Raw genomic sequence first — 24,556 nt, forward strand, 5'->3', positions numbered from 1 at the left:
TCTGGTGCTGGTTGGCAAGGGGTAAGGTGCGATTTGATCGATCCAAAGGTTCGATCCGAAGGTTCGATCCGAAGATGCGGACCACGCATCGACCCTCTTGACCCCACCGTCGCCACGACGAGAGGCACCGCACCGTGAACATGGCTGTCCAGGGGCGCACCGGCGCCGACACCCCCGCCTCCGCAGACCCAGCGGAAGGGCTCCAGCCGTTCCTGCACGACGCCTGCACGACCGTGTACGCGCCGAGCCTGGCGCTGTCCCGGCGCAGCGGTGACCTGGCGGGCGGGGCGGACGGCTTCTTCCACGGCGACCGGCGCGCGCTGTCCCGGCTGGAGGTGCGCTTCGAGACCGGCGGCGCGGGCGGCGCGGGCGGCACCGGCGGCGCAGGCGAGGACTCAGGTGAGGGCGCGGGCGGGGACGCGGGCTCGGGCGCCGTGCCGGTGCTGCTGGCGCCGGTCGGGCACACCCTGCGGGCGGCCGACGAGACCGCCTACCGCGCGGTGCTGCGCGGCGTCGGCGAGAGCACGGCCGACCCGGCCGTCACACTCCACCGGGTCCGGCGCTTGACGCCCGGCCGGTTGCGGGAGACGCTGCGGGTCACGAACTCCGGTGCGCTGCATGTCTCGCTGACCATGGTGGTGGCCGCGGGCACCGACCTGGCACGGATGGACGACGTCAAGAGCGGCCGCTTCCCGCGGCTGCGGCCCGCGGCGGCGGCCCCCGCCGAGCCCTCCGGACACCCCGAGCACCCTGCTCCCTCCGAGCCCCGCGACCCCGGTGGCCGCGGCGGTTCCGGCCTTCCCGGCGGCACCGGCACACCTGACAGCGCCGAGGCCGCCGCGGCAGCCGCGAACGCCGCGGCCACCGGCCTGACCTGGCACGACGAGGACGGCCTGCGCGTCGTGCTGCGCCCGCTGCCGGCCGCCGACCCCGCGCAGGACCCGCCGGCCGGCCCGGCCGCCGATCCGGTCACCCAGGCGGCCGTCCCCGTCACCCACGCCGCCGCCCCGGCCCTCCGGCCCGCGGACGGCGAGCTGCGCTACCGCCTGGAACTCGCCCCCGGCACCTCCTGGCAGGCCGACCTCGAGTGCACCGTGCGGGACCCGCGGCCCGTGCTCTTCCCGGCGCCCGCCGCCGGCAGCGTGGACTGGCCCCGGCCCCGGGTCGCCTCCGCCGACCAGCGGCTGGACGCCCTGGTGGCCCGTTCCGTCGGCGACCTGGAGCGGCTGCTGCTCACCGACCCGGACCACCCCGGCGACGCCTTCCTGGCCGCCGGGGCGCCCTGGTTCCTCACCCTCTTCGGGCGCGACTCGCTGTGGGCTGCCCGCATGCTGCTGCCGCTCGGCACCGAACTGGCCGCGGGCACCCTGCGCACCCTGGCCCGCCGCCAGGGCACCCGCACCGACGCACGCACCGAGGAGCAGCCCGGCAAGATCCTGCACGAGGTGCGCCGCGAGGCGCTGCGGCTGGCCGACTCCCGCGCGCTGCCCGCCGTCTACTACGGAACCGTGGACGCCACCCCGCTGTGGATCACGCTGCTGCACGACGCCTGGCGCTGGGGCATGCCCGACCACGAGGTCGCCGCACTGCTGCCGCACGCCGAGGCCGGGCTGGAGTGGCTGGCCCGCCACGGCGACGCCGATGGCGACGGCCTGCTGGAGTACGTCGACAGCACCGGCAGCGGCCTGGCCAACCAGGGCTGGAAGGACTCCGGCGACTCCATCCGCTGGCGCGACGGCCGGCTCGCCGCACCCCCCATCGCCCTGTGCGAGGTCCAGGCGTACGCCTACGAGGCCGCCACCGCCGGCGCCGCCCTGCTGCGTGCCTTCGACCGCCCCGGCGCGGACCGCTGGGAGGAGTGGGCCGCCACCGTACGGCGCCGCTTCCGGGAGAGCTTCTGGGTCTCCGACGCGCTCGGCCGCTACCCCGCGGTCGCCCTCGACGCCGACAAGCGCCCGGTCGACTCCGCCACCTCCGCCTTCGGGCACCTGCTCGGCACCGGGCTGCTCGACCGCGAGGAGAGCGCGCTGCTCGCCGCCCGGCTGGCCGGGCCCGACCTCGACTGCGGCTTCGGGCTACGCACCCTCAGCAGCCGCAACGCCGGCTTCAACCCGCTCGGCTACCACGTCGGCTCCGTCTGGCCGCACGACACGGCGATAGCGGTGCACGGCCTGGTCAGGGCCGGTTTCCCGGATCAGGCGGTGCCGCTCGCCAAGGGCCTGGTCGCCGCCTCCGCCGGCTTCGAGGCCCGCCTGCCGGAGCTGTACGGCGGGCACGGCAGCGCCTACGACGAGGCCCCCGCCCCCTACCCCGCCGCCTGCCGCCCCCAGGCCTGGTCGGCCGCCGCCGGTGTGCTGCTGGTGCAGGCCGCCCTCGGACTGGCCGCGGACGTGCCCGGCGGCCGGCTGCGCGTCGACCCCGCGGCCGCCGGGGCGTTCGGTCCGCTGCACGTCACCGGCCTGCGGGTGGCGGGCGGCCCGCTGTCCGTGCGGCTCGACGCTGCCGGCCGGGTCGAGGTCTCCGCCCCCGACAGCCTCACCCTGGACGGCGCCCACCGGGCGCCCGCCCGGCCCTGACCGCCGGCTTCCGCCCGCCGTAGCCCGTCCGCCGTACTCCGACCAACGCACCCGCCCCCGCAGGAGGACCGCCCCGTGCCCGAGACCGACCTGCCGCTCGACCAACTGCGCACCTACCTGCCGGACCGGCAGGAACCCGCGGACTTCGACGCCTTCTGGGCCGCGACGCTCGCCGAGGCCCGCAGCCACGACCGCCCGGCCGAGTTCACGCCCCACGACGCCCGGCTCAGCGAGGTGCGCGTCTACGATGTGCGCTTCCCCGGTTACAACGGCGACCCGGTGGCGGGCTGGCTGCTGGTGCCCGCCGCCGCCCGCACGCCCCGGCCCTGCGTGGTCGGCTACCTCGGCTACGGCGGCGGGCGCGGCTTCCCCTACGAGTGGCTGACCTGGCCCGCCGCGGGCTATGCCCACCTGCTGATGGACACCCGCGGGCAGGGCGGATCGCTCCAGCCCGGCGCCACCGGTGACCCGCACGGCAGCGCCGGGTCCTCATCGCCCGGCATGGTCACCCGAGGCATCCAGCGCCCGGAGGACTACTACTACCGGCGGGTGTTCACCGACGCGGTCCGCGCGGTGGACGCCGCCCGCGCCCACCCGGCCGTCGACCGGGAACGCATCGTGCTGGCCGGCGGTAGCCAGGGCGGGGGCATCGCGCTGGCCGCGGCCGCCCTCGCCGACGGGGTCCGGGCCGCGGTCATCGACCAGCCCTCGCTGTGTCACTACCGCCGGGCGCTGTCCGTCGTGGAGGGCAACGCCTACCGGGAGATCTGGACCTACCTGCGCACCCATCGCGACCAGGTGGAGCAGGTGTTCACCACCCTTTCCTACTTCGACGGCGTCAACTTCGCCGCCCGGGCCACCGCGCCCGCGCTCTTCGCGGTCGGCCTGATGGACGACATCTGCCCGCCCTCCACGGTCTTCGCCGCCCACAACCACTACGCGGGGCCGAAGGACATCCGCGTCTGGCCCTACAACCGCCACGAGGGCGGCGGGCAGCACCAGGTCGTCCACCAGCTCGACTTCCTGCGGTCCGTGCTGGGCGAGGTGAGCTGACCGGGGTCAGCGGACCCGCACCGTCCGGCGGCCGGACCGTCCGGCCGCCGGGCAGCTGCCGGCCCGGGGCGGCCGACCCGGGCCGCGAGGTATGAGGAAGCCGGTCATCGGGCCACCGCCGTGCGCGAGCGGCTCGTCAGCACGGCGTTCTGCACCGCGAGCACCACGCCGACGTAGAGCAGGATGCTGGCCGGGCCGAGGCCGGAGCCGGCCAGGTCGTCCAGCAGCAGGTGGAGGCCGATGCCGGCTATCCACAGCGCGGCGGTGACCAGGTTCCCCTTGCGGAAGTACTCCGTGCCCTCGCGCCAGACCGTGACGGTGAAGCCGCGGGCGGCGGCCAGCGCCACGCCGAGGGCCAGGCTCAGCGCGGCTATCCCGACCTCGCCGCCGTGCAGCGGGTGCTTGGCGGTGAACGACACGGTCTCGACGGCCCCCACCACGATCAGGACCAGACCGACCCGGGATTTCTCGCGCAGCGGCCTGGTGGACAGCTGGCGACTCACCAGCCAGACCAGGACGACCGCGGCGACGGCCACATTGACCAGACCGTGGGAACTCACAGGGGACCGCCCTTCGACAGGCACCGGCAGGAGGAGGAAGACACCTCCATGCTGCCGATCGGAGCCCGCCGGCGGACCAACCCACGGGTTGATCCGCGGGTGGAGATCTGCGGGCCTCCCCCGTCAACCCCAGGGTGGAGAGCACTGCCGGCGACCGCTCTGACCAGCCCGTTCGGTCGTGCTGTCCTCCACCCGGCCCCACCCGGCCGTCCACCGGCCGCGGCCGCCGACGCTACGGCGTGCGCGGTCCGGCGGCCACCGCCGGGCGCGGCCGGCCATGGCGCCGGGCGTGCCACACGCAGGAGAGCACCACGACCACCGGCCACAGCGCCTGCACCGACGTCACGACCCGCTCGGCGACGCCCGCCGCGCCGTCGATCTCCACCTCGACCAGGAACCAGGCCGCGCCCGCCCACATCAGCGCGCTCATCGCCACCGACGGCACCGGCCGCAGCCCCCACGGCGCGCGGCGGCCGCGGCGGGTGGCGAAGACCGGCCACAGGGCCAGCAGGGTGAAGCCGACGCCGACGACGGCGCCGTGCGACAGCGAGCCCCCGGTGCGCGGCGCGGGGAAGACCGTCAGCAGGATCGCGGCCAGCCCGCCCCCGGCCAGGCACAGCCGCCCGGTGAGCTTGGCGGCGTGCAGGCCCCACGCGGTCGCCATGTAGCAGCTCCCGACGGCGACCAGTGTGCCGGTCAGCACCAGGTAACCGCGGTGGTTACCGGCCGCCAGCACGCTGATCGTCTGCGTCACCGGGTTGTAGCCCGGCTCCTCCAGCAAGGTCGCCGTCGTGAAGCCCACGACCAACACCACAGGGGCACAGCTCGACGAGATCAGCGCCCACCAAGCCACAAGTCGCATCACTACATAATAAAACCGTCAGCTCATCGGCGCGCTCCCGACGACCCGACGCCCTCGTGCGAAGCGCCGCATGCGCGGCCTTTCCGGGACATCCCGCGGCGCCCGCCGCAAGGATCTCGAAGAGCTTCTGGTGGTGCGTCAGCCGGCCGCATAGTCTCCGCTTGCCGTCGGCGGCCGGCAGAGGCCGCCGCGTTCGTCTGGGGAGAGCGCATGGGCGTCCACGAGCACGAGGCAGGGCACGGGGCAGACCGGGGCACACCGTACGAGGCGGATCGGCGCACACCGCACGAGGTGGACCGGCGCACCCTGTTCAGAGCCGGGCTGGGCGGGACGGTGGCCGCGGTCGTCGGCACCGGGCTGGCCTTCCCGGGCACCGCGCACGCGGAGGGCGCGGAGCCCGAGACGCCCTCGGCCGAGTTCCCCTGGATCATCGACTGCGACACCTGGGGCGCCCGTCCGCCGTCGAGCCCGATCCAGATCACCGGCAACACCACCAACAAGATCATCCTGCACCACATGGCGTTCCCGAACGTCACCGACTACTCGCGCGACCACGCGATCCAGCTGGCCAAGGACTGCCAGAACCTGCACATGGACACCAACGGCTGGGCGGACACCGGCCAGCACTTCACGGTCAGCCGCGGCGGCTACGTCCTGGAGGGCCGGCACCAGAGCCTGTCGACGCTGGAGGCGGGCGAGCACCAGGTGGTCGCCGCGCACTGCCCGGGCGAGAACGGCAACGCGATCGGCATCGAGAACGAGGGCACGTACATCACGCAGACGCCGCCCGACGCGCTGCTGGACTCGCTGGTCGAGCTGTGCGCCGCGGTCTGCCGCAAGTTCGGCCTGAACGCCTGGGACATCTTCGGGCACTGGGACTTCTACCTGACCGACTGCCCCGGGATCGCGTTCTACGCCCAGTTCCCGATGGTGCGCGCGCGGGTGCTGCGGGCCCTGGGCACCCCGCACGCGCTGATACCCGCCCGCCGCTGGCCCGACATCTGGCGGTTCGTCGACGGACCGGTGGTAGAGGTGGCGCAGTACCTGCTGGACGCCGCCGGCTACTCCCTCGCCACCGACGGCGACTTCGGCCTCGACATGAACGACGCGGTCGCCGACTTCCAGACCACGCACGGCATCCCCGTCACCGCGGACTGCACCTTCGACGCCGCCACCTGGGAGGCGCTCGCCCCGTGCCTGGACCGGCACTCCACCGGACTGCCGGTCAGCGCGCTCCAGTTGATGCTCAGCCGCAAGGGGTACGGCGACGTGGCCGTCAGCGGCACCTACGACGCCGCCACGGTGCGGGCGGTGCGGGGCATGCAGCGCCTGCACGGCCTCGCCCCGAACGGCAAGGCGGACCTGAGCACATGGTGCGCGGTCGTCGGCGGCTCGGTGCGCGAGGCGTTCGGCCGCCACTGAGCCGGCGGTCCCGCACCGCGTCGGTGGCCCGTCACCGGGTCGGGGCGGCGCGGAAGAGGCCGCCGCGGGCGCTGCCCGCGGCGGTCCGGGCGCCCACGGTGAGCCAGGCGGCGACGAGGAAGCCGTAGAGCGCGACGGCGACCGCCTTCAACGGCGTCGAGCCGAGGTGCACCGCGAGGGCGCTGGTGCCGGTGACGCAGGTGCCGACCGGGAAGGTGAAGCTCCACCAGGTCAGCGAGAAGGGCAGGCCGCGGCGGGCGGTGCGCAGGGTGAGGCTCGCCGCCAGCGCCAGCCACATCATGGCGAAGCCCCAGGCGGGCACGCCGTAGAGGAAGCCGAACGCCTCGGCGGCGCCCGCGTACGGGCGCGGCAGGGCGAGGTGGGCGGCACCGCCGAGCAGGTTGGCGGCGGTGACGGACTGGCCGAGCGGGCCGAGCACGATCCACAGGGTGGGGACCATGACGGCCGGGCCGACGGAGTGGTGCATCAGCCGCGCCCAGACCTGGGTGATGATCACCACGCTCGCGAACAGGCTGATGCCGAACATCGCGTAGCAGCCCAGCAGCATCGTCAACCGGCCCTGGCCGGGCGCGAGGTGGGGGACGAGCGCGGCGCCGGTCGCGGCCGAGACCATCGGCGGCACCACCGGCATCAGCCAGCCGCCGAACGCGCCGTCGGCGGCCACCTCGCCGCCGGTCATCATCCGGTACGGAATCCACACCGCGGTGACCAGCCCGAGCGCGGTGCCCGCCGTCCACAGCACGGCGTCGACGACGAGGGCCGGGTGGGCGCCGATCCGGTCCTGGCCGAGGGAGAGGGTGCCCGCGCCCACGGTGAGCAGCGCCATCGCCGGGGCACCCCAGAAGTGTGCCATCACCGGGTGGTGGGCGTGCGCCCTCGCCCGGTCGCGGTGCCGGGTGGCGTGTACGGCCCATGCGGCGGTGAGCGCGACGAGCAGGAAGGCGGCCAGCGCCCAGACGACGGTGGCGGCCGTCCGCAGCCCGGGCGCGTGGACGGGCAGGGTCGCCGCCGCGTTCGCGGTGATGCCGGTGCCCATGACCGAGGCGTACCAGTTGGGGCCCAGGTGCCGGAACAGGTCGGCGGGGCGGTCGAGTTCACGCAGCAGCCCCCACGGGAGGCGGCGTGCGGACCGGGCGCCGCCGGGGCGCGGCGGTGCGGCGAGCGAAGAGGTCATGCCCTCCACCCTCCGGCCGGTCCGGCGGCGCGGGTAGGGAGCAGTACGGCATGGCGCCATAGACTGGGCTTATGCCCCTGACCAGCCGGGTGCGCGACCTGGGCCCGTTCGACCTGCTGCTGTCCGTGGCGCGGCTGGGCAGCCTGGGCGCCGCCGCGCGCGAGCACGGCATCAGCCAGCCCGCGGCCAGTTCCCGGATCAGGTACCTGGAGCGGCGTACGGGCGTCACCCTGCTGGAGCGCTCGCCGCAGGGGTCCCGGCTGACCGCGCAGGGCGCCTTGGTCGCGGACTGGGCGCGCACCGCGCTCGACGCGGCCGCGGCCCTGGAGGCGGGACTGACCTCGCTGCACCTGACCGCCGAGGCGCGGCTGCCGGTGGCCGCGAGCATGACCATCGCCGAGTACCTGCTGCCGCACTGGCTGGTCCGCTTCCACCAGGCGGTGGAGGGCACCGCGGTGGCCCTGACCACCGGGAACTCCGACGAGGTGGCCGCGGCGGTGCTCGGCGGCGCGGCGGCCATCGGGTTCGTGGAGGGCCCGGCGGTGCCGCGCGGCATCACCGCGGACCCGGTCGGGCGGGACGAGCTGAAGGTGGTGGTGCACCCCGGGCACCCCTGGGCCCGGCGCCGCCCGCAGGACGCCCTCACCCCCGACGAGCTGGCCGCGACCTCGCTGGTCAGCCGGGAGCACGGGTCGGGCACCCGGCTGTACCTGGAGCGCGCGCTGCGGGCCGTATCCGGCCGCCGGCTCGCGGCGCCGGTGATCGAGGTCTCCTCGACCACGGCGATCAAGACGGCGGTGGCCGAGGGGGTCGCGCCCGCGGTGCTCAGCTCGCTCGCCGTCGAGCGCGACCTCGCGGCGGGCACCCTGGTCGCGGTGCCGGTGGACGGGCTGGACCTGACCCGTACGCTGCGGGTGGCGCGCCGCACCGGCCAGGACTTCTCCGGCGCGGCCCGCGAACTCGCCGCCATCGCCCGCCGCTGGTCCCCGCCGCCCCCGCCCGCCCCCTGAGGCCCGCGCCCCGGCTGCGCCGCGGACCCTCAGGGGCGGGCCGGAGCCTCACGCGGTCCAGGCGGCGCGCGCGATGTCCGGGTCCTCCGTGAGGATCGCCCGCTGGAGGCGCTGGGCGGGGCCCCCGGGCTCCAGGCCCAGTTCGCTCACCAGGTTGCGGCGCAGCCGGTGGAAGACCTCCAGCGCCTGGCCGCGCCGCCCGTTGAGGAACAGCGCCTTCATGTACTGCATGTGGAGGTTCTCGTGCAGGGGGTGCTCGACGGTGAGGCCGGCCAGGCTCGCGAGCACGTCGCGGTAGCCGCCGAGCCGGAGTTGGGTGTCCACCCAGTACTCGTGCACCACGAGCCGGGACTCCTCCAGGCGGTAGCGGTCGGCCTCCAGCAGGCGGCCGACCGGGACGCCGGTCAGCGCCGGGCCGCGCCACAGCCGCAGGGCCTCGCCGAGTTGGCGGCTGCCGGTGCGGTCGTCGCCGGCGTCGAGCGAGCGGCGGCCGGCCACCGCGAGCGAGTTGTACCGTTCGATGTCCAGTTCCGCGGAGCCGGCGACGAAGCGGTAGCCGCCGGACTCGGTGCGCAGGATCTCCCGCGCGACCTGCGCGCTGGACAGGCCGGTGCCCGACGCGAAGAGTTTGCGGAGGCTGAGAATGTAGGTCTGTACGGTGGTGAGACAGCTGTTCGGTGGATTCTCGTCCCAGAGTTCCGCCATGAGGGACGACACCGGAACGACCTGTCCTGAATAGACGACCAGCATCGACAGCACCTTGCGCAGTTTCGGTGCGCTCGGCGTCATACAGACGCCGTCCGGCTGCACAAAGAGCGGACCGAGAATGCCGATCTTCATTTGCTACCCCCAGCATGCCTATCAGGGCGGAGTGTCCTTCAAGACCATGGGACAGCGTAACAAAGCGGCAAATGTGACAAGGCGGTCAAAGAGCTCAAATGATGTGCGGTGTGGCCCTGTTGTGGGGGACTTGTGCTCGCGATGACGCCGATCAGGGCGCTTCACCGGGGGCGCGACTGTCTGGATCTCTTCGACAGAAAGACCGAACGCCACCCCCGCCCGCCGGGTGGGTGGGGGCAACTGCGCGCCGGGGCCGGGCGGCGGGCGGCGGAATGGGCGGCCGGGGTTTTCCCGGACACGCGGACCACAGTAGCGGGTATTCGTCAATGCGAGGTTCCCGGACAATTCACGGCGGTTCGAGCGCGCTTCGAGCAGAGCGCCCCGGCGTGGAATCCACGCCGGGGCGCTCCGCCCGCGCACACCGCGGTGGGTACGTGTGTATGCCGCCGGATTACTTCAGCCCGGTGGTAGCGACGCCCTGCACGATCTGCCGCTGGAAGATCAGGAAGACCGCGATCAGGGGCAGGAAGCCGAGCACCGAGGACGCCATCACCTCCGCGTACTGGATGTTGCTCGGGTTGACCAGCGACGCCAGACCCACCGGCACCGTCTGGGACTTGGTCTGGCTGAGCACCAGCAGCGGCCACAGGAAGGAGTTCCAGGAGCTGATGAAGGTGAGGATGGCGACCGTGGCCACCGCCGGGCGGGAGATCGGCAGGCAGACCGACCAGTAGACCCGCCACCAGCTCGCCCCGTCCAGCCGCGCCGCCTCGATCAGCGGTGTCGGGATGCCCTGGAAGAAGGAGTGGAAGACGAAGACCGACACCGGGGCGGCGACCGACGGCAGCACCAGCGCCCAGTAGGTGCCCAGCAGGTGCAGCGAGCGGTACTCGATGAACTGCGGCAGCACCAGCCCCTCGGTGGGCAGCATCAGCCCGGCGACGATCAGCGCCATCACCGCGTTGCGCCCGGGGAAGCGCAGCAGCGCCAGCGCGAAGGCGGCCATCGAGCACAGCGTCACGGTGAAGACGACCGCGAGCGTCGCGATCACCAGGCTGTTGAGGTACCAGTAGCCGATCGGGTAGTTGTCCCACGCGTAGGAGTAGGCGTGGAAGGACCAGCCGCCCGCGAAGGGCGAGGTGGGCTTGGCGGTGATCGACCCGTCCGAGCGGAGCGAGGTGATCAGCGCCCACACCAGCGGCACCAGCCAGACCAGCGCGAACAGCGTCACGCACACCGTGCACAGCCGGTTGAAGAGCTTCGCGCCGTTGGCGTGGCCGGCGATCGCGGTCGGCCCCGGGGAGCGGCGGCGCCGCTGTACGGGGGCAAGGGTGGTCATGAGGTCCTCCGTTCGGCCCGCGGTGCCGGCTGTTCGGCGGCCCGTTCGGCGGCGGCGGTCCGGTAGTGCCGCAGCGCGTACCAGGCCGCCGAGATCGCGACGATGATGACGAAATAGACCATGGTGGCGGCGGCGCCGTAACCACCGCGGTACGAGGTGAAGCCGGTGTCGTAGATGTACTCGATGACCGGGCGGGTCGACTGGTTCGGGCCGCCGCCCAGCAGCAGGTAGATCTGGTCGAACACCTTCAGCGAGGCCAGGATCTGGAGGATGAGCACCAGGCTGGTGGTGCGGCTGAGCAGCGGCACCGTCAGGTAGCGGATCTGCTGCCATGGGCTCGCGCCGTCGATGGCGGCGGCCTCGTACACCTCGGTGGGCACGTCCTGGATGCCCGCGGTGTACAGGACGAAGTTGAAGCCGAACGTCCACCACAGGGTCATCAGCACCACGGCCGTCCAGCCGCCCGAGGTGCTGCCGATGAAGTCCGGCGAGGTGAGCCCGACCGCGCTGAAGAGCTTGGGGATCAGCCCGACCTGCGGGGTGTACATCCACAGGAAGACCAGCACGACCACCGACGACGGCACCACGTAGGGCGCGAAGAACGCCAGCCGGTAGAAGACGGTGCCGCGCCGCACCCGGGAGGCCAGGATGGCGAAGACCAGGGCGAGCACCACCAGCAGCGGCGTGGTCAGCAGCGTGAAGAGCACCGAGTGCCACATCGCGGACCAGAAGAGCGAGTCCTTGAGCACCGTGCGGTAGTTGGCCAGGCCCACCCAGCCGCCGAGGCCGCTCTTGACGGTCGTGGTGTTGAAGAAGCTGACCACGATGCCGACCGCCAGCGGGCCGATCATGAACAGCAAATAGACGATGAGGAAGGGCGAGCTGAGCAGCAGCCCGGCCCGGCGTTCGGAGCGCGGGGCGCGCTCCCGGTCCGTGCGCAGGGTGACGCGGCGGGCCGGTCGCTCGGCGGGCCGCTCAGAGGCGATGGTCGTCATGGTGGCGGCCTCCTATCCGATCTTGACCGGCGGTCGGGCGGTGGTGTAGCGCTTCAGGTCCGAACGCAGCTGGGCGGCACCCGCCTTGGGGGTGAGCCGGCCCGCGATGACCTCGATGATCGTGGAGCCCACCGTGGTCTGGAAGTCCGAGCCGGCGCCCGTGTACCAGGCGACCGGGTCGTAGACCGCGTTGAACGCGGCCTGGACGTAGTTGCGCTGCGGCGACTGGTCCTGGAACGCCTTGCTGCGCTGGGTGGGCAGCCAGGCCGGCACATGGCCGCCGTGCGCCCAGATCGCGCTGTTGTCGAGCAGGCTCTTGACGAACAGTGCCGCGTGCGCGGTGCGGGACGCCGAGCGCCTGCCGTTGTGCGGGATGATCAGCGAGTGCGAGTCGGCGTACGCCACCGGCTTGGGGCCGAGCAGCGCCGGGAAGGGCACCACGTTGAAGTGCAGGCCCTTGACGTCCCGGTAGGACGGGATCTGCCACTCGCCGTCGAAGAGGAAGCCCGACTTGCCGGTGGAGAACAGGGCGTTCACCCCGGAGCCGGTCAGGCTCTTGGGCATCAGCCCGCCCTTGGTCAGGCTCTGCATGAAGGCGAACGTGGACTGCGCCGCGTCCTCGTCCACCGCGACCCTGGTGCCCTCGTGCGTGACGACCGGCCCGGCGATCCCGGAGTAGATCATGCTGAAGAAGCGCCAGCAGGTGGACGGGTCGGCGGTGATCGACATGACGGCGCCGTACTGCGCGCCCGCGTCCTTCATCGCCTTGACCGCGTCGAGGAACTCCGCGGCGTTCTTCATCGGCTTCAGGTCGTCCCCGGCCGCGTTGAGCAGCCCGGCCTTCTGCGCCAGGTCGGTGTTGTAGTAGAGGACGAAGGGGTGGGTGTCCAGCGGGACCGCGTACACGGTCCCGCCGACGGTGGCCTTCTGCCAGGCGGCGGGGGTGAACTTGTCCGAGGTGATGCCCAGTTCCCCGACGCCCGCGTCCTCGACCGGGGTCAGCAGCCCGGAGGCCGCCAGCAGCGGCAGCCGGGACAGGTGGGAGATGCCGACGTCCGGTGGTGTGCCGCTGGCCGTGGCGAGCGCCAGCTTCGTGTAGTACGGGTTCCCCCAGCCCAGGATGGTCGCCTCGACGGACAACCCGGGGTGGGTCTTGCGGAACGCCTTCTCCATCAGCACCATGTTGGCGCCGTCACCACCGGTGAACAGGTTCCAGAAGATGATGTCGGCGGTGTCCGGCTGCGTGCCGGCCAGTCCTGTGGCCAACGGGGAGGAGCACGCCGCGAGTCCTGCGGACATGGCCAGCCCTCCACCGAGCGCCAGGAACCGGCGGCGCCCCAACGCTCCGCTCATGGGCATATTCACCTCGTTAATTCGATGTGAACTCGATGCCGCAGACCATCGCATACGTTTTGCATCGATGCAATAGTCCGGTGGCAACTTCCCGGGCGGCGGGCCGCACGGCCGCCGCCGGAAGGTGCCCGGAGCCCGAGAGGGCAGGCCAGGGGTGGTGCGGGGCTACTTCGCGGGGCCGGTCCGCCGCGAGGACTCGCGGACCACGAGGCGGAACGGGGTCGAGGCGGAGGCGCCGGACCACTGCGCGGCGCCCTCGGCTTCACTCTCCGTGTCGGTGCCGCTGTGCTCGGTGGCCGGGCCGGACGCCGGCTCGGAGGCTGCCCCGGTCGTTGCCGGGGCGGCCGTCTCCGCGGCTGCCCCGCTGTTGCCGTTGCCGGTCCCGTTGCCGTTCCCGTTCGCATTGCTGCGGATCTGCGCGTCCAGCAGGCTCAGCGACCGCTCGGCGATCGCGTCCAGGTCGGGCGCGATCGAGGTCAGCGGGGGATGGGTGTACGCGCACTCGGGGATGTCGTCCACGCCCACCACCGCGACCTCGTCCGGCACCCGCACGCCTGAGGCGTCCAGCGCGCGCAGCGCACCCACCGCCAGCGCGTCGTTGAACGCGAAGATCGCGTCGGGCAGCGGCCCGCTGCCCTCCAGCAGCCGCAGGGTCGTGGTGTAGCCGTGCTCCCTGGTCCAGTCGTCCACCGGCTCGACCAGCCAGTTCACCCGGCGGACCCCGGCCGCCGACAGCGCCTGCTGGTAGCCCTCGGCGCGCTGCCGGCCGTTCTCGCTGCCGTTGCGGCCCAGTGCCACGATCCGCTGGCAGCCCTGTGCGAGCAGGTGCTCCACGGCGGCGCGGGCGGCGGCCACGTTGTCGATGCCGACCCGCGGCAGGTGGTCGCCGACATTGTGCTCACCCAGCATGACCAGCGGGAAGTCCGGCCCGGTGGCGGGCGCGTCGGTGGCCGGCAGGGTGAGCGCGCTGAACAGCACCCCGTCGGCGACGTTCGTCAGGCCGCCCGCCAGGATGCGCCGCTCGACCTCCGGGTCGCCGCCGGTGGACTCCACGAGCACGGTGGTCCCGCGCCGGGCCGCCGCCTGGATGACCGCCTGTGCCAGGGCGGCAAAGTACGGCTCGACCACGAACGGCACCGCCAGCGCGACGAACCCGGTGCGGCCCGAGCGCAGGCCGCGCGCGAGGTAGTCCATCTTGTAGCCCAGCTCGTCCAGCGAGCGCTGCACCCGGGCCCGCGTCGCCTCGCTGACGTGCGCGTATCCGCTGACCACATTGGACACGGTCCGCACCGACACGCCCGCGTGCTCGGCGACGTCGCGCATCCTGACTCTGGCCACCAGGGTTCCCCCTCTGGTCGGGACGGGCCGCGCCTGCTCGGAAACCTTGCCTCTTGCATCGATGCAAATTATCGCTCAAGCTGGACGCCGTCATTGATCACACGAATTTTACGACGCCCGATGTCGGGCAGGCAGAAGGAGGAGCCGTGAGGGCGAGCGAGCAGGACGGGACCTACCCGCGGCCGATGCTCTGCCGGGAGCAGTGGACCAGCCTCGACGGCGCGTGGGAGTTCGGCTACGACGATGCGGCCGCCGGCGAGCGCGAGGGCTGGTTCGCGGCGGGCGCCGGCGGGGACGGGGCGGGTGCGCCGTTCGACCGGCAGATCACCGTGCCCTTCCCGCCGGAGTCCCCGGCGTCCGGCATCGGCGAGACCGGGCGCCACCCCGTGGTCTGGTACCGCCGCGGCATCCCGCACACCGCCCTCGTGCCGGACACCGCGGCCGAGGACGGCGCCGCGCGCCGCGCCCTGATCCACTTCGGCGCCGTGGACCACCGGGCGAAGGTCTGGCTGGACGGCACGCTGGTGGCCGAACACGTGGGCGGCCAGACGCCGTTCACCGCCGACGTGACCGACGCGCTGCGCCCCGGCGCCGCCGAGCACGTCCTGGTGGTCCGCGCCGAGGACGACCCGGCCGAACTGGCGCAGGCGCGCGGCAAGCAGGACTGGCAGGAGCGGCCGCACGCGGTCTGGTACGAGCGGACCACCGGCATCTGGCAGAGCGTGTGGGCCGAGTCCGTGCCCGCCCGGCACATCGCCGACCTGGCGTGGACCACCGACCCGATCCGCGGCGTGACCGCCGAGGTGGAGCTCGCCGGGCAGCCGGCCGGCCCGCTCACCGTGGACGTGGTGATCAGCCGCGGCGACCGGGTGCTCGCGCGGACCTCGGCGGTCGTCGACGGCCGCCGGGCCCGGATCGACGTGGCGATCCCCGCGCTGCGCAACGGCATCGACCGCGAGGAGCTGCTGTGGCGCCCGGAGCAGCCGGTGCTGCTGGACGCCCGGGTCACCGTGCGCACCGCGGACGGGTCCGCCGCGGTGGACGAGGTGGACAGCTACGTCGGGGTGCGCTCCGCCGAGGTCGGGCGCGGCGCCTTCCTGCTCAACGGCCACCCGTACTTCGTGCGGTCGGTGCTCAACCAGGGCTACCGCCCGCGCACCCTGCTCGCCAACGCCGGCACCGAGGAGCTGCGCCGCGAGGTCGAGCTGACCAAGGCGATGGGCTTCAACGCCACCCGCATCCACCAGAAGGCCGAGGACCCGCGGTTCCTGTACTGGGCCGACCGGCTCGGGCTGCTGGTGTGGGGCGAGACCGGCGCCACGTACGACTACTGCGGGGTGGCCGTCGAGTCGCTGACCCGGGAGTGGCTGGAGCTGGTGCGCCGCGACCGCAGCCACCCGAGCATCGTCACCTGGGTGCCGATCAACGAGAGCTGGGGCATCACCGACATCACCCGCGACCCGGCGCAGCACCACTTCTCGGTGGCGCTGGCCAACCTCACCCGCGCGCTCGACCCGACCCGGCCGGTCGTCTCCAACGAGGGCTGGGAGCACACCGACAGCGACATCCTCGGCGTGCACGACTACACCGCCGACCCGGAGCTGCTGACCGCGCGCTACGGGGACGCCGCCGGGTTCGACGCGCTGCTCGCCGGCCCGGGCCCGTCCGGCCGTACGCTCTCGCTCACCGCGCGGCAGGCCGAGCGGTTCGCCGCCGGGGACGCCCCGCTGATGGTCACCGAGTTCGGCGGGCTGTCGCTGGGCTCGCACGAGGGCGACTTCGCGTACACCTACACCGACTCCGACACCCAGTACGCGGCGCTGCTGCGGGAGCTGTTCAAGCCGCTGCTGGACAGCCCGCTGGTCGCGGGCTACTGCTACACGCAGTTCATGGACACCGCGCAGGAGACGAACGGCCTGCTCTTCGACGACGGCCGCCCGAAGCTGCCGCTGGAGACGATCCGCGAGATCGTCACCGGCACGAAGGGGGAGGGCGCCGGGGCGTGAGCCTGCCCGACGGCGTACGCCGCCCCGGCCCGGTCCTGCGACCGGTCCGGGGCGGCGGCGTGTGCGGGGAGTGTGCGCGGGGTGTGCGCGGGGGCGGCGTATGACCGCTCAGCCGCGCGCGGGCACCGTGTAGAAGGGGACCTCCTGGTACGCCGCCAGGTTCGGGTCGTCGGCGGAGACCCGGCTCGGGGCGGCCGGGCAGAGCAGGTGCACGCCCTGGGCCCGCTCCTGGCGGGCGACCCAGCGGGCCTGGCTGAGCATGCCGGCGCCGATCCCGGTGATCACCAGCCCCGCGGGTATCCCGGTGGTGTAGGCGATGAGCAGCCCGACGCCGAGCGTCACGACCACCGTCGAGGTCATCGGGCGGGTGACGCGCTCGAAGGTCTCCTCCGGCGCGGTCACCACGGACTCCTCCGGCGCGGGCGCCGCCGCCTCCAGCCGGGCCCGGTACCAGGCGCGGCGCGGCCCCGCGGACCACGCGCACGGCACGGCGAACAGCAGCGCCCCGATCACGGCGACCGCCGCGCCGCTCAGCCCCTTGGTGTGCCCGAGCAGGACGGGCAGCGCCCCGGCCGCCCCGGAGAGCACCGCGAGCCAGCCCAGCGCCCGGGCCGATCCGACGACACCGACCAGGTCAGGTTTGGTGCTCACGCGTACGTTCCTCCGCCCGTCCGGCTGTTCGAATCGACTCCCGAAGGATCGTAACCGGACGACCCTGTGACGGGTCCCGAACAGTTCGGTGCCCGATGTATTGTCGAGGGTATGACGACGCGCACGGGGGCCCGGCCCGCGACCGGCGGACCGGGACACGAGCACGAGCATGGGCCCGGGCTCGGCCGCGGGCACCGGCCGGCGCTGCTGCTGCGCGAGCGGGCGCGGCCGGACGCGATACGGGACCGCCCGTCCGCCTGGTGGCTGGCCGTCGCGACGGTCTGCTTCGGCGCCTTCATGGGCCAGCTGGACGCGAGCATCGTCACGCTCACCTACGGCGGGCTGCGCCGGCAGTTCGACGCCTCGCCCGCCGCCGTGGAGTGGGTCTCGCTCGCCTACCTGGTGGTGCTGATCGCCCTGCTGGTCCCGGCCGGGCGGCTGTCCGACGCCCACGGGCGCAAGCTGCTCTACCTCTACGGGTTCGCCGTGTTCACGGCCGCCTCCGCCGTGTGCGGGCTGGCCCCCTCGCTGCTGGTGCTGGTCGTCTTCCGCGGGGTGCAGGCGGTCGGTGCCGCGCTGATGCAGGCGAACAGCGTCGCGCTGGTCACCACGAGCGCGCCGCGCGAACGGATGCGGGCCGCGCTCGGCGTGCAGGCCGCGGCCCAGGCGCTCGGCCTGGCGCTCGGGCCCACCGTCGGCGGCGTGCTGGTCTCCACGCTCGGCTGGCGCTGGGTCTTCGGGGTCAACGTCCCGATCGGCGTACTGGCGCTGGTCGCCGGGCACTACCTGCTGCCGCGCACCCGCGAGCGGCGCGCCACCGGCGGCTTCGACTGGCCCGGGCTGGCGCTGCTCGCCGCCGCGACCGGCTGCGGCCTGCTCGGCGTCTCGGCCGCCTCCGGCCTGCCGGTGCCCGCATGGGCGGTCGCCGGGCTCTTCGCCGCGGCGGTCGCGGCCGGCTGGGGGTTCGTCGCCCGGCAGGCCCGCACCCGCGCCCCCCTGCTCGACCTCGCGCTGGTCCGCGGCCGCACGGTCGCGCTCGGGCTGGTGGGCGCGCTCAGCGGGTACCTCGTGCTGTTCGGGCCGCTGGTGCTGGTGCCGGTGGTGCTGACCGCCTCGGGCTCCTCCGAACTGGCCGCCGGGCTCGTACTCACCGCGCTCCCCGCGGGGTTCGCGGTGGCCGCGACCGGCGCCGACCGGGTGCTGCCGCGCGGGCTGTCCGACCGCGGCCGGTGCGTGCTGGGCGCCGCGGTGCTCACCGCGGCCACCGCGGCGATGCTGGCGGCGCCGCTGACGCGGGGTGTGCTGGCGGTACTGCTCGCCGTCGTCGGCCTCGGGCTCGGCACCTTCACGCCCGCGAACAACACGATGGTCATGTCGGCGATCCCGCGGGGGGCCGCCGGGACCGGCGGCGGCCTGGTCAACATGGCGCGCGGCCTCGGCACCGCGCTCGGCGTCGCCCTCGTCACCCTCGCGCTCCACCTCGGCGAACGCTTCGGCTCGGCCGCTCCCGGCTCCACCGCCCCCGCGCGGTGGGCGCTCGCGGTGCTGGTGGCCGCCGCCGCGGCGGCCCTGGCGGCGGCCTGGTCCGGGGAACGGCCCGCGGCCCGTACGGACGGTTCTTCGCGGGTCAGTTGAGGTACGGCGCCGTAGGCTTGGGTCATGTCGTCGTCCCAGCCGTCCCCCGAACTCGCCGCGGCCGCCGACGCCTCGGACGCCCGCCGGCTCACCGAGGCCGTCACCCGCCTGCGCCGCGCGCTGCGCGCGTCGATCCGGACCGACTACCCCTGGGAGACCCTGCCGATGGCGCAGGTCGAACTCCTCCAGGTCCTCGCCGAGCGCTCCCCGGCGCGGGTGAGCGAACTCGCCACCCGGCAGCGGCTCGCCAACAGCACGGTGAGCGGGCTGATCGGGCAGATGATCACCTCCGGGCTCGTCACCCGCGATGTCGACCCCGGGGAGCGGCGGGCCGCGGCCGTCTCCCTCACCGACCTCGGCCGCGAGCAGCTCGCCGCATGGACCCGGGCGCACGAACGCCGTCTCGACGCCGCGCTCGCCGCCCTCGACGACGCCGACCGCGCCGCCGTCCGCGCCGCCCTCCCGGCCCTCTTCCACCTCGTCGACCACCTCACCACCCAGTAGCCCCCGGCGGCCCGCGCGCAGGGCAGGACCGCTGTACCGTTTCGGGTGTCCAGGCCGGTACGAGCAGGTGCGGGGTCGACATGCCTCAACCCACCGACAGCGGCGATGCGATCGGGACACGGCTGCGCGCCATCCGCAAGCGGCGCGGACTGACACAGCATCAGCTCGCGGTCGCCTCCGGGGTGTCCGTGTCGCTGATCAGGAAGCTCGAGCAGGGCGAACGAGACGACACGCGAGTGGAGACGGCCCGCGCGCTGGCCGTGGCGCTGCGCGTGCCGACCAGCCGCCTCCTGGGCGGCGCGCACGAGACCTCGGGTGCCCGGCCGGCCGTAGTGGACCGGTGGGCACCGGTCCGCGGCGCGCTGGCTGCTCCCCTGCCGGGTCCGGAGGACGACGCCCCGACGGTCGCCGGGGTCCGTGCCGCGGTCTCCGCCGCGATGCCGCTCGCAGCCGGGGACCGCCTTGACGAGTTGGCCGGTGTGCTGCCCCTCCTGCTCCGGGACGCGGCCGCCGTGGGCGAGGACCCCGCCGGCCGGTCCGTGCACGCCGGGCTGATGCGGCTGGTCGGCTGGGCCTTCACCCAGACCCGCCAGTTCGACGCCGCCGAGGACGCTCTCGGCCGTGCGCTTCACAGCGCCCCGACCGGCCTCGACGCGGCGGCCGCGATCAGCACCCAGTGCTGGCTGCTGCTGCGCCGCGGCCGGATCGCCGAGGCGGGCCGGCTCGCCGAGCAGTGGGCGGACCGGGTCGAGCCGCGCATGTCCCGTGCGACGCCCGGTGAACTCGGCGCGTGGGGCTGGCTGCTGCTGCGTGCCGCGGCGGCCGCCGATCGGGACGCCCGACCGGACGACGCCGACCGTCTGCTGCGCCTGGCGGGGGCGGCGGCGGCCGCGCTCGGTCACCGGGCCGTTCCTGGCGGGTTCCTGCGCGCGTTCGACGCCCGGACGGTACAGCTCAAGGAGGCCGAGCACGCCATGATCGCGGACCGGCCGGACCGGGTGCTGCACCTGTCGGCGGCGATCTCCTGGGACGGGATGCGCCCGACCTCCAACAACCTGAACCGGAACCGGCTGGACCAGGCCGGTGCGCGAGTGCGGCTGCAGCAGTACGCCGAAGCTGTGGACACGTTGGAGACGGTCTGGCAGGCCGCGCCGCAGTGGCTCCCGCACCAGCGCTACGCGCAGGACATCCTCAGCCAGGTGATCGCCCGGCGCCGCACGTTGACCCCACGGATGCGGCTGCTGGCGGACGCGGTAGGCGTGCCGCTGTAAGCGTCCTACGGTGTGTGGTACTTCGGTCTGCCGCCCCGCCGAATTGCCATTGTCCCGCCATATCGCCGCTCCCTACGGTCGGTAATGGTCCGATCACCAACGGACGTGGGCGAACGCGTCCGCGGACCGCCCGACGATCCGAACGTGGCGTGTGAGAAGAGGGGTTCGTATGGACGACAACGACGGCGTGGGCAGCGGCGACAAGGGGAGGGGGCAGGGCGTCGGCGTCGTGGACCGGTTTTCGGCGCGGGCGTTGTATGCCGACCGGCTGGCGTTCGAGCGGGAACGCTCAGGGATGAGCCTCGTGCAGCTCGGGGAGAAGTGCCGGTACGAGCAGTCGTACCTGCACCGGCTGGAGACAGGCGGTCGCTTGGGTACGGTGCAGGCCGCCCGCGCCCTGGACGTGGTGTACGGGACCGGGGATCTGCTGGAGCGGCTGTGGTGGCTGGCGAAGCGGGAGACGAAGGACCGCTGCGTCCTGGGGCTGGCGCCTTTCGAGGCGAACGCGGCGAGCATCCAGGAGTACGCGAACTGTACGGTGCCGGACCTGCTCCAGACCCGCGCGTACGCGCACGAGCAGTTGCGTCGAGCGCAGTTGGCTGAGGAGCAGGTCGAGGAGTCGGTCGGGGCGCGGTTGGAGCGGCAGGCGCGGCTGTCCGGGCCGGAGCCGGTGCACTACCGGGCGTTGATCGACGAGGCCGTGTTACGGCGCAAGGCCGGGGACCACAGGACGTGGACGGCGCAGCTGGAGCACCTGATCGAGGTGGCGCAGTGGCCGGGCGTCGCGCTGCACGTGGTGCCCTTCGGTGCCGGGCCGCACTACCTGCGCAGTTCGCTGGAGCTGGTCTACCTGCGGACCGGGTCCATTGTGGCGTACACGCAGGGCAGTTGGAGTGGGCACCTCACCGATGACCCGGAGGAGGTGGAGCCGTTGCGGCTCGCGTTCGACGCGCTGCGTGACACCGCGCTGGTCCCGGCGGAGTCGCTGGCGTTCCTGCGGGCCCTGTTGGAGGAGCACACCGGGGACGGGCCGTTGACGACGGTGGAGCCATGAGCGCTGCCGAGGTGCCCTCTTCCAGCCGGTCGGCCCCTTCGTGGCAGGGCGGGCGGAATACGGTCGGGGGAGACTCGGCGGATGGAGGGCTGATGAGCGGATACGTGAGCGTGGCGACCACGACGGACGGGGCGGAGCGGGCGGGGGAGTTGGCGCGGGTGGTGGTGGAGCGGAGGGTCGCGGCGTGCGCGCAGGTCGAGGGGCCGCTGCGCTCGGTGTACTGGTGGGAGGGCGAGGTGCGGGTCGAGGAGGAGTGGCGCGTGGTGTTCAAGGCCCCCGCGGACCGGTACGGCGACCTGGAGGCGGCGATCAAGGCGGCCCACACCTACGAGACCCCCGAGATCATCGCGACCGCGATCGAGCGGGGCAGCGCGGAGTACCTCGCGTGGCTGGACGAGGAGACCAGGCCCCGCTGACCGCCCCCGGTTGCCGGAACGGCAAGGCCGCTTGGGGTTTCGGCACGCGAAGCCGCAGGCTCGCCCGTACCGGGGCCAACCGGTTGCCGGACTGAGCGGAGGAGTACGCATGGGCGAGGCGGCGTCGGCCGAGGAGTTCTGGGACGGCCGGTACGGGGGCGGCGAGCGGATCTGGAGCGGGCGGCCGAACGAGGCCCTGGTGCGCGAGGTGCGCGGCATGGCACCCGGCACCGCGCTGGACCTGGGCTGCGGCGAGGGCGGCGACGCGATCTGGCTGGCGGGCCAGGGCTGGCGCGTGGTCGGCGTGGACATCTCCCGGAAGGCGCTGGAGCGGGCGGCGGCGCACGCCGAGGACGCGGGGCTCGCCGGTCAGGTGGAGTGGCGCCGCCACGACCTGGCCGCGGACTTCCCCGCCGGCAGCTACGACCTGGTCTCTGCGCACTTCCTGCACTCGCCGGTCGAGATGCCGCGCGAGGCGATCCTGCGGTCGGCCGCGGCCGCGGTCTCCCCGGGCGGGGTGCTCCTGGTGGTCGGGCACGCGGGCTGGCCCGCGGGCGAGGCGGACCCGGACCTCGACGTGCACTTCCCGACCCCGGACGAGGTCCACGCGAGCCTCGAACTGCCGCCCGGCCAGTGGGAGGTGCTGGTCGCGTCGGAGTACGAGCGGGAGTTCACCGACCCCGAGGGCCGCGTCCGGACCCGCCCCGACAACACCCTCAAGCTGCGCCGCGCGAAGGCCCCGACACCTGCCACGGCGCCTGCCCCGGCGCCCGGGCGGACCTCAGCGCGGTGACAGCCGGTACAGCGCCGCCGCGCCCCCCGCGAGGGTGACCGTGAGGTCGGACGGCCGGCTCGCCCGCGGATAGGTCGCGCTCGACGCGTCGAAACGGGCGACCGCCTTCACCGCCGTCGCGTCCAGCCCGATCCGCACCGTCTGCGACCCGTCCGGATCGCGGTTGACCACGAGCAGGTGCCGGGTGCCGTCGTCCGCCCCGGCGGGCTTGAAGACCGCGAGGATCGCGGGGCCGCCGCTCGCCGCGGTGACGTGGCTGCCGGGCGCGAAGGCGGTGGTGCCGACGGGCGCCGGGGTGTCGTTGACGTGCTGCACCGACTCCGAGACCAGCGGCTTGAGTTGGCGCCCGACGGGCTGGAGCCAGCCGCTGTTGAGGTCGGCGGCCGCGTCGTAGAGCGGGGTGCGCTTGCCGTCGGTGGTGACCAGCGCCTGGGTGTACCCCTCGCCGCGGGCCGGGTCGGGCGTCCAGTACGTGAAGTACTGGATGCCCTTGCAGCCGTACGCCAGGCTCACGTTGACCTGCCAGGCCAACTGCTGTGCGCTCGGGGTGACATGCCCGCTGAAGCCGGTGGACTGGATGTACGTCCACGCCGGTATGCCCGCCTGGAGCGCGGCGGCGCGGACGATCGCCCAGGTCTCGAAGTACGCCGTGTCCAGCCCCTCGGTGAGGAACGGGTAGCGGTCGAAGGAGATCAGCGCGGGCTTGACCGTGTCGAGGTAAGTGCGCACGAAGCGTTCGTAGCGGGCGCCGTTGCCGCGGTTGATGTTGGCGTACGGCAGCAGGCCGGGGGTGGCGGAGCGGACGATGCCGGTGAGCGTGCCGAGGTTGGGGAAGCGCTCGGTCTGGGGCTCGTCGTAGAGGCTGAGCCCGGCGAACGACGCGTGGCGCCCGTAGGTGCCGGTGGCCGACCGTATCCAGTCGGTGGCGTCGTCGGTGGTGATCGAGGCGGGCACGCTGCGGTCGTCGGTGACGGTCATGTGCTGCGCGACCACGCTCACCCGCGGGTCGCCGGCCACCAGCACCTTCAGGCCGACCTGGTCGGCCAGGCCGAGCGCCTGGTTCGCGCTGGCCTCGTCGAGCTGGTAGTTGCCGGTGATCAGGAAGGTGAAGCCCGCGTCGGTGATCTCCTGGTAGCGGGCGAGCGTCGTCTCGTAGGGGTGCGGCGGCCAGTACAGGCCGATCGGGAAGTCCGGACCGCCGGTCAGCGGCAGGTCGGCGCTGGCCGCGGCCGTCGCGGCCCGGTCCGAGCCGCCGGTCGCCGCGACCACCCGGCCCACCGTGGCGGCGCCGGCCGCGAGCACCCCGGCGCCCATGCCCGCCGCCTGTAGCAGCGCCCGCCGGTTCAGGCCCCGCGCCCCTCCGGGCGCCGAGGGCGCCGGAATCCTCCGCTCCGACACGGCCTGCTCCCTTCGTGGCCCCGGGCGGGGCCGTCTCCTACCTGCTGGTGCCGTCCTGGCCTCCTGGCCTCCTGGCCTCCAGGCAAAGTACGACAGCGGGTGCACATCTCCCTATAGCCGGGCGAAACCACCGGCCTCGCCCGGGTGAAGACCCGGTGCCGCCCGCGCCCCGCAACTGCCCTGCGCCGCCCGGCGATCCGGACCCGCCCGCCGCCCGGCCGCCCGGCCGCCCCCGTGACCGATCCCACAGCCCGGCACCGCGGCCGCCGCGGAGAGCGACGGTCC

Annotated in this window: 21 protein-coding genes; 11 read left to right on the forward strand and 10 right to left on the reverse strand. The window is 73.8% G+C overall.

Features of this window, described 5'->3' with window-relative positions; all coding sequences use genetic code 11:
- Positions 1-140 precede the first annotated feature (140 nt).
- Positions 141-2,576: a glycogen debranching N-terminal domain-containing protein gene (locus AC3ERT_RS29265; protein WP_435177815.1), complete on the forward strand. Its 2,436-nt coding sequence runs from the start codon at positions 141-143 to the stop codon at positions 2,574-2,576.
- Positions 2,577-2,651: 75 nt separating this feature from the next.
- Positions 2,652-3,629, forward strand: a complete 978-nt coding sequence (locus tag AC3ERT_RS29270; protein WP_435177773.1) for an acetylxylan esterase — start codon at positions 2,652-2,654, stop codon at positions 3,627-3,629.
- A gap of 104 nt (positions 3,630-3,733) precedes the next feature.
- Here the strand turns inward: AC3ERT_RS29270 and AC3ERT_RS29275 are convergent, their stop codons facing one another.
- Both AC3ERT_RS29275 and AC3ERT_RS29280 read right to left on the reverse strand, forming a co-directional pair.
- A complete protein-coding gene (locus AC3ERT_RS29275) occupies positions 3,734-4,189 on the reverse strand; it encodes a hypothetical protein (RefSeq protein ID WP_335972107.1) in 456 nt (151 codons plus the stop codon).
- Between the two features lie 232 nt (positions 4,190-4,421).
- Complete coding sequence (locus tag AC3ERT_RS29280; RefSeq protein WP_335972109.1) at positions 4,422-5,051, reverse strand: DUF998 domain-containing protein; 630 nt, start codon at positions 5,049-5,051, stop codon at positions 4,422-4,424.
- Positions 5,052-5,261: 210 nt separating this feature from the next.
- Between AC3ERT_RS29280 and AC3ERT_RS29285 the strand changes: the two genes are divergently transcribed.
- The gene (locus tag AC3ERT_RS29285; protein WP_435177775.1) at positions 5,262-6,473 is read left to right on the forward strand and encodes a peptidoglycan recognition protein family protein; all 1,212 of its coding nucleotides are present in this window, start codon (positions 5,262-5,264) and stop codon (positions 6,471-6,473) included.
- A 31-nt stretch (positions 6,474-6,504) separates the two neighbouring features.
- On the opposite strand, the gene AC3ERT_RS29290 is transcribed toward AC3ERT_RS29285, so the two are convergent.
- Complete coding sequence (locus AC3ERT_RS29290) at positions 6,505-7,668, reverse strand: TDT family transporter (RefSeq protein ID WP_435177777.1); 1,164 nt, start codon at positions 7,666-7,668, stop codon at positions 6,505-6,507.
- Positions 7,669-7,739: 71 nt separating this feature from the next.
- On the opposite strand from AC3ERT_RS29290, the gene AC3ERT_RS29295 reads away from it, so the two are divergent.
- Positions 7,740-8,678 carry a LysR family transcriptional regulator gene (locus AC3ERT_RS29295; RefSeq protein WP_335972115.1) on the forward strand — a complete coding sequence of 313 codons (939 nt, stop codon included), beginning with the start codon at positions 7,740-7,742 and terminating at the stop codon, positions 8,676-8,678.
- A gap of 48 nt (positions 8,679-8,726) precedes the next feature.
- On the opposite strand, the gene AC3ERT_RS29300 is transcribed toward AC3ERT_RS29295, so the two are convergent.
- The 5 genes from AC3ERT_RS29300 to AC3ERT_RS29320 all read right to left on the reverse strand — a co-directional run bounded on the left by AC3ERT_RS29300 (position 8,727) and on the right by AC3ERT_RS29320 (position 14,543).
- On the reverse strand, positions 8,727-9,467 hold the full coding sequence (locus tag AC3ERT_RS29300) for an AfsR/SARP family transcriptional regulator (RefSeq protein ID WP_335972117.1): 741 nt from the start codon (positions 9,465-9,467) through the stop codon (positions 8,727-8,729).
- A gap of 502 nt (positions 9,468-9,969) precedes the next feature.
- Positions 9,970-10,857 (reverse strand): carbohydrate ABC transporter permease, encoded by an 888-nt coding sequence (locus AC3ERT_RS29305; protein ID WP_335972118.1) that lies wholly within the window; start codon positions 10,855-10,857, stop codon positions 9,970-9,972.
- Positions 10,854-11,852, reverse strand: a complete 999-nt coding sequence (locus tag AC3ERT_RS29310; RefSeq protein ID WP_435134978.1) for a carbohydrate ABC transporter permease — start codon at positions 11,850-11,852, stop codon at positions 10,854-10,856. The genes AC3ERT_RS29305 and AC3ERT_RS29310 overlap by 4 nt, the downstream gene beginning before the upstream one ends.
- Before the next feature lie 12 nt (positions 11,853-11,864).
- Positions 11,865-13,205 (reverse strand): extracellular solute-binding protein, encoded by a 1,341-nt coding sequence (locus tag AC3ERT_RS29315; RefSeq protein ID WP_335972121.1) that lies wholly within the window; start codon positions 13,203-13,205, stop codon positions 11,865-11,867.
- A gap of 165 nt (positions 13,206-13,370) precedes the next feature.
- Positions 13,371-14,543, reverse strand: coding sequence for a LacI family DNA-binding transcriptional regulator (locus AC3ERT_RS29320; protein ID WP_435177779.1), 1,173 nt, complete (start codon positions 14,541-14,543; stop codon positions 13,371-13,373).
- A gap of 146 nt (positions 14,544-14,689) precedes the next feature.
- Here AC3ERT_RS29320 and AC3ERT_RS29325 point away from each other — a divergent pair, with 146 nt between their 5' ends.
- Positions 14,690-16,549, forward strand: a complete 1,860-nt coding sequence (locus AC3ERT_RS29325; protein ID WP_435177781.1) for a glycoside hydrolase family 2 protein — start codon at positions 14,690-14,692, stop codon at positions 16,547-16,549.
- A gap of 108 nt (positions 16,550-16,657) precedes the next feature.
- Here the strand turns inward: AC3ERT_RS29325 and AC3ERT_RS29330 are convergent, their stop codons facing one another.
- On the reverse strand, positions 16,658-17,200 hold the full coding sequence (locus tag AC3ERT_RS29330; protein WP_335972128.1) for a hypothetical protein: 543 nt from the start codon (positions 17,198-17,200) through the stop codon (positions 16,658-16,660).
- A 204-nt stretch (positions 17,201-17,404) separates the two neighbouring features.
- Between AC3ERT_RS29330 and AC3ERT_RS29335 the strand changes: the two genes are divergently transcribed.
- The 6 genes from AC3ERT_RS29335 (at position 17,405) to AC3ERT_RS29360 (ending at position 22,873) form a co-directional block, all read left to right on the forward strand.
- Positions 17,405-18,835: an MFS transporter gene (locus tag AC3ERT_RS29335; protein WP_435177817.1), complete on the forward strand. Its 1,431-nt coding sequence runs from the start codon at positions 17,405-17,407 to the stop codon at positions 18,833-18,835.
- 24 nt (positions 18,836-18,859) lie between these two features.
- The gene (locus tag AC3ERT_RS29340; RefSeq protein ID WP_335972129.1) at positions 18,860-19,339 is read left to right on the forward strand and encodes a MarR family winged helix-turn-helix transcriptional regulator; all 480 of its coding nucleotides are present in this window, start codon (positions 18,860-18,862) and stop codon (positions 19,337-19,339) included.
- Positions 19,340-19,419: 80 nt separating this feature from the next.
- Positions 19,420-20,610 (forward strand): helix-turn-helix domain-containing protein, encoded by a 1,191-nt coding sequence (locus tag AC3ERT_RS29345; RefSeq protein WP_435177783.1) that lies wholly within the window; start codon positions 19,420-19,422, stop codon positions 20,608-20,610.
- A 169-nt stretch (positions 20,611-20,779) separates the two neighbouring features.
- Complete coding sequence (locus AC3ERT_RS29350; protein WP_435177785.1) at positions 20,780-21,664, forward strand: helix-turn-helix domain-containing protein; 885 nt, start codon at positions 20,780-20,782, stop codon at positions 21,662-21,664.
- A 92-nt stretch (positions 21,665-21,756) separates the two neighbouring features.
- On the forward strand, positions 21,757-22,080 hold the full coding sequence (cutA, locus tag AC3ERT_RS29355) for a divalent-cation tolerance protein CutA (protein ID WP_435134969.1): 324 nt from the start codon (positions 21,757-21,759) through the stop codon (positions 22,078-22,080).
- Positions 22,081-22,189: 109 nt separating this feature from the next.
- Complete coding sequence (locus AC3ERT_RS29360) at positions 22,190-22,873, forward strand: class I SAM-dependent methyltransferase (protein WP_435177787.1); 684 nt, start codon at positions 22,190-22,192, stop codon at positions 22,871-22,873.
- On the opposite strand, the gene AC3ERT_RS29365 is transcribed toward AC3ERT_RS29360, so the two are convergent.
- Positions 22,862-24,271 (reverse strand): hypothetical protein, encoded by a 1,410-nt coding sequence (locus AC3ERT_RS29365; RefSeq protein WP_435177789.1) that lies wholly within the window; start codon positions 24,269-24,271, stop codon positions 22,862-22,864. The genes AC3ERT_RS29360 and AC3ERT_RS29365 overlap by 12 nt on opposite strands.
- Between the last annotated feature and the right edge of the window lie 285 nt (positions 24,272-24,556).

Source organism: Actinacidiphila sp. bgisy145 (assembly GCF_057708125.1).